This is a genomic window from Actinomycetota bacterium, assembly GCA_036280995.1.
Lineage (GTDB): Bacteria > Actinomycetota > CALGFH01 > CALGFH01 > CALGFH01 > CALGFH01.
On sequence record DASUPQ010000004.1, the window covers coordinates 1 to 5,255 of the forward strand.

Sequence of the window (5,255 nt, forward strand, 5' to 3'; positions counted from 1 at the left end):
CCGCAGGACGTGCAGCACGTGGCGCAGGTTGGTCCGGGCCTGGGACTCGCTCGAGTCGGGCCACAGGAGGAAGGCCAGGCGCTGGCGGGGCTGGGGCGTATCGCGGTGGAGCAGCAGGTAGGCGAGCAGCGACTCGGGCCGAGCCGAGCAGCGGCAGCGGCTCCTCGCCGAGGCGCAGGTCGAGCTCGCCGAGGAGCCGGATGCGCAGCGTGGCCGGTGCCATGGGACCGCCCGGAGCTCAGGATCGGGGGCGGAGCAGGCAGAACTCGTTGCCCTCGGGGTCGCGCAGGACCTGCCAGCCGCCGCCGTCGTAGACGTCGTCGGCCCGGGTCGCGTCGATGGCCAGCCCGCCCAGGGTGTGCAGGGTGGCGCCGTCGTCGTCGACCTCGACCGAGCCGCCGAGCAGGCGGCGCCACCAGCCGGCCAGCGCCGCCGGCGCGGCGCAGTCCACGGCCAGCGCGGCGATCCCCACGACGGCCGGTGCCTCGTCGCTCACGCGATGCTCACCTCGTTGCTCCGTTGGTCGTCCCGATCACCCTACCGCCACGGGCCCGTCCCGTTCCTCGGTGCATACCAGCGCCCAGGGGCGGTCGGCGACGCGGGTGAGGACGACCACGGCGTGGGCGTCGCCGCGCAGGCGCAGGCGGGTGGTGAGGTCGGCGGCGTCCACGGCGGAGCCGCGCTTGCGGACCTCGACCGCGCCGACGCCGCGCTCGCGCAGCACCCCGCGCAGGCGCTTGAGGCTCCAGGGGAGGGAGGCGTCGACCCGCAGGAGCCGGCCGAAGGGGCTGCGCAGGGGCTTGTCGGCGGAGAGGAAGGCGATCCGCGGGTCGAGCTTCCAGGCGTCGCCGAGGTCGCGGGCCAGCTCCTCGACCAGCCCGGCCCGGGTCACGGCCGGGTTCGGGTCGAGCAGGAAGGCGCCCGGTGGGCCGCAGCGCACCGGCGGCCCGGAGGGGTCCGGGGAACCCCAAGGGGGTGCCCCGGTGGATCGGGAGGGGTCCGGGGAACCCCAAGGGGGTGCCCCGGTGGATCGGGGCGCGGCGGCCAGGCTGTGGGGACCGGGGAACACGGTGGCGCGGCGGGTGGTGGTGGCCAGCGACGGCGACCACAGGACGGCCTCCTTGAGCTCGCGGCGGTCGGCCAGCAGCTCCACCTCCCAGCCGGCCGGGACCAGGCCGAGGGGGAGGCCGGGGGCGGCCTTGATCCCCACCCCGGCGACCCGGTCCCCCAGCCCCAGGCACCAGGCCAGCGGGGGCCGGCTCTCCCCCGCCGGCAGGCGCCGGCCGCCGGCCCGCCGCGCCGGGTCGACGAACACCGCCAGGGACCGCCCCGGGCGCAGGTCGCGCACGTCGGCCAGGGCGGCCGCGACCTCCCCGGCCCCGTGCACCCGGGCGTTCTCCCGGGCCATGCGCAGGTGCACCGGGTCGAGGTCGACGGCCAGGGCGTCCCGGCCGGGGGCGAGCGCGCACAGGTCCCCCCCGATCCCGCAGCACAGGTCGGCCACCACCGGGAACCCGGCGTAGCGGGCCGCCCGGTACCGGGCCAGCGGCTCGGCCGACGCCTGCTCCAGCCCGTCGCGGGTGAACCACATCGCCCGCGCCGCGGAGAACTTGGCCGCCGCCCTGGCCCGCAGCTCGTGCTGGGCGAGGGCCGCCGCCACCAGCTCGGCCGGATGCTCCCCCCGCAGCCGGGTCCCGACGGCCAGCGCGGCGCCGGGTCCGAGCGCCCCCTCCGGCAGGCTGTCCAGCACCGCCCGCCCCTCGTCGGACAGCAGCCGGTCGAGCACGGCGCCCGGGTCGGCGCCGGGCCCCGGGCTAGACGACGGTCTCACCGACCTCGCCCGGGTCGAGCTCGACCGGGTGGCCGTCGACCAGGCGGACGACCCGGTCGCAGAGGGCGACGACCTCGGGGTCGTGGGTGGCCACGACCACGGCGGCGCCGCGGTCGGCGGCGTCGCGGAGGAGGCCGACGGCGCGGTCGCGGTTCTCCTCGTCGAGCTCGGCCGTGGGCTCGTCGACCAGCAGGACCTCCGGGTCGACGGCCAGGGCGCGGGCCAGGGCGACCCGCTGGCGCTCGCCCCCCGACAGCTGGTCGGTGCGCTGGTCGGCCCGGTCGCCGAGGCCGAGCAGGCCCAGCCAGCGCGTGGCCTCGGCGGCCGCGGTCTCGGGGTCGCGCCGGGCGACCCGGAAGGGCAGCTCCACGTTCTCGCGGGCGGTGAGCAGCGACAGCAGGCCATAGCCCTGGAAGACGAGCGCGAACCGGTCCCGGCGCAGGGCCTGGCGGCCGGACGCGCCCAGGGCGGCCAGGTCCTGGCCGTCGAGGCGGACGACCCCGGCGTCGGGCGGCTCCAGCCCGGCCAGCAGCAGCAGCGTGGTCGACTTGCCCGACCCGGACGGCCCGACCAGCCCGACCACCTGGCCGCCCTGCACCTCCAGCGACACCCCGTCGACCACGTTGCGGCCGCCGCGCCTGGCCACCAGCCCGTCGGCCGCCAGACTCGTCATGACCCGGACCCCCGATCCACCGGAGGGCTAGGCTTGAGCCCCCCGGACCCCCGATCCACCGGGGGGCTGGCCTTGGGCCCCCCGCCGTCGGTCGGCTTCAGCACCACCTGATCATCCTCGACCTCGACCACCACCCGGGCGCCGGGCGGGAGCACGCCAAGGGCGTGGGCCGGGAGGTGGAGCGAGCCGGTGGGCCCGACGACCGCGTACTCGGCCCCGGCGCGGCCCTCGGCGCTCACCCGGCCGTCGCGGATGGTGACCGTCCGGTCCATGGCCGCGGCCACCTCGGCGTCGTGGGTGACCACGACCACGGTCGTCCCGAGGTCGTCGCGGGCCTCCTTGAGCAGCTCCACCACCCGCCGGACATTGGCCCGGTCGAGCTGGCTGGTCGGCTCGTCGGCGAGCAGCAGGGGCGGGTTGTTGGCCAGGGCGACGGCGACGGCCAGGCGCTGCTGCTCCCCGCCGGACAGGGCCCGGATCGGCTTGCCAGCGGCGTCGCCCAGGTCGACCGCGTCCAGCAGCACCCTGGCCCGGCGCCGGCGCCGGCCCGCCGGCAGCCCGGCCAGGACCATCGGCAGGTCGAGGTTCTCCCAGGCGGAGGCGTGCGGGAGCAGGTTGCGGGCCGCCCCCTGCCACACGAACCCGATCCGCCGCCGCCGCAGCACGGTGAGCTGGGCCTCGGACAGCCGCGTGACGTCGACGCCGTCCAGCAGGACCCGCCCCGCCGACGGCCGCTCCAGGCCGCCGAGGATCGCCAGCATGGTCGACTTGCCCGAACCCGACGGCCCGAGCAGCGCGACCATCTCGCCCCAGTCGACCCCGAAGTCGACCCCCTGGAGAGCGACCACCTCCCGCCCGTCCAGCACGTACAGCTGGAACAGCCCGTCGCCGGCCAGCAGCCGCTCCCCGGCCCTGGCCCGCCGCCCGTCGGCCAGGGCCCTCACCTGCTGGGCGGCGACGCTCACAGCTCCTCCTCACGCAGCAGGGCCGGGCGGGCCTGGTGGACGAGGGCGGCGACCACGGCGGCCAGGCCGGCCCCGACCAGCAGCACGGTCAGCCCAAGGGCGAGCCCGAGGACGGCCCAGTCGGGGGTGTAGATCGGCGGGGGCACGGTCGGCCGGTCGGTGAACTGGGGGATGGCCGGGAGGGCGATCAGGGCGACGAGCAGGCCGACCAGGCCGCCGCAGAGCACCCCGTAGCCGACCAGCCACCCCTGCTCGACCGCCACCGGCCCCCACAGGTCGCCCCGCCTGGCCCCGAACACCTCGAGCACGGCCAGCTCGAAGGCCCGCCGCCGGCCGGTCAGGTACAGGTGGAGCATGACCCCGCCGGTGGCCAGGGCGGCCCCGGCGGCCGCCCCGACGAGCAGGAGCAGCAGGGCCAGCGAGGGCGCCTGCTGGGCCAGGTCGGCCTCCAGGTCGGCGGCGGCGGTGCGCGACTCGACCCTGGTCCCGCCGGCGGCGATCCGCTCGGCCACGGCCCGGCCGCGCTCGCCGCCGACGGTCCAGACCTCGCCGGCGGCCGGCCGGTCGTTGGGGTTGCGCTGGGCGTGGACCAGCAGCCAGTCGGCGTCGACGAAGGCGGCGGCGCTCGACCCGACGGCGCCCGGGAGCACGCTGGCCACCCCCGTCACCTGGAGCAGCAGGTCGCCCGGCATCGGGCCGCGGACCCGCACCACCCGGCCCACCTTGGCCGACACGGCGGCCATGAACGCCGGGGTGACCACGGCCGGCAGGGCCTCGGGCACCGAGGCGTGGCCGATGCCGATGGTGGCCCCCGAGTCGGGGGCGGCGACGGCGACGCGGAGGGCGGCGCCGTCGACCCCGGTGGTGGCGCTGAGGGTGTCGCCCGGCTCGTAGGCGTTGTCGTTGAGCGAGTACCAGCGCGCCGGGTCGTCGAAGCCCTCCACCAGCCGCCAGGCGCCGCCCTGGCCGGCCCGGACTGAGTCGAAGGTGAGGGTGACGCCGACCGCGCTGATCACGCCCGGCTCGCGCTGGACCCAGAGCCGCTGCAGCCGCCACGGTCCCCCGGCCGGGTCGAGCCGGCCCCGCAGCGGGCGTACGTCCCCGGCCTCCAGGCGGCCCAGGTCGACCCGGGCGGAGCGGCGCGCCCCCTGCACCAGGGCGGCCAGCCGGACCGGCCCGTCGGCCCGGATCTCGCCGGCGCCGACGGCCACCTCGAGCTGGTCGGCCTGGCCGAGGTCCAGCGGGGACACCGGCGCGGCGGCCAGCGCGGCCATGGTCTGCTCAAGCGAGCGCCCGGAGAAGTCGTCCCGCCAGAACCCCACCGACGGGTAGCGGTCGGGCTCGACCCCGACGAGGGCGGCGGTGACCGCCGGGGCGTCGCGCAGGATGGCCGGGTAGCGGGCCACGGCCATGGCCGCCGCCCCCGACGGGTCGGCCTCGGCCACCCGCTCGGGGCCGAGGGTGTCGCTGGGCAGCACCACCTGGAGCCGCTCGGCCGCCCCCACCAGGGTGAAGGCCCGGTCGTGGCGGTTGCGGGCCATGTCCTGGCGGACGGTGACCGCGAACGCGACCAGCCCGAAGGCGGCGGCCAGGGCGATCACCACCCGCAGGGCGGGACCGCCGCGGCGGGCCACCTGGCGGGCCCCGACCCAGGTGGCCACGCCGGTGGAGCGGCCGGTGAGCCGGACCAGCCAGCCCGCGGCCAGGGGCAGGGAGCGGCCCACGACCAGGGCGGTGGCCAGCACGGCGAGGCCGGGGGCGAGGGTGGCCAGCAGGTCGTAGCCGC

Annotated in this window: 5 protein-coding genes; all 5 read right to left on the reverse strand. The window is 78.1% G+C overall.

The features are described 5' to 3' along the window. Positions 1 to 238 precede the first annotated feature (238 nt). Entirely contained in the window at positions 239 to 496 is a 258-nt protein-coding gene (locus VF468_00110; protein ID HEX5876729.1) for a VOC family protein, read from the reverse strand. A 36-nt stretch (positions 497 to 532) separates the two neighbouring features. Then, positions 533 to 1,831 carry a class I SAM-dependent methyltransferase gene (locus tag VF468_00115; GenBank protein ID HEX5876730.1) on the reverse strand — a complete coding sequence of 433 codons (1,299 nt, stop codon included), beginning with the start codon at positions 1,829 to 1,831 and terminating at the stop codon, positions 533 to 535. Beyond that, positions 1,815 to 2,504, reverse strand: a complete 690-nt coding sequence (locus VF468_00120; GenBank protein ID HEX5876731.1) for an ABC transporter ATP-binding protein — start codon at positions 2,502 to 2,504, stop codon at positions 1,815 to 1,817. Before VF468_00120 ends, VF468_00115 begins: the two co-directional genes overlap by 17 nt. Beyond that, complete coding sequence (locus VF468_00125) at positions 2,501 to 3,469, reverse strand: ABC transporter ATP-binding protein (GenBank protein HEX5876732.1); 969 nt, start codon at positions 3,467 to 3,469, stop codon at positions 2,501 to 2,503. Before VF468_00125 ends, VF468_00120 begins: the two co-directional genes overlap by 4 nt. Beyond that, positions 3,466 to 5,255 (reverse strand): FtsX-like permease family protein (locus VF468_00130; GenBank protein ID HEX5876733.1); only part of this gene is annotated, 1,790 nt, incomplete at its 5' end. The genes VF468_00125 and VF468_00130, both read right to left, overlap by 4 nt.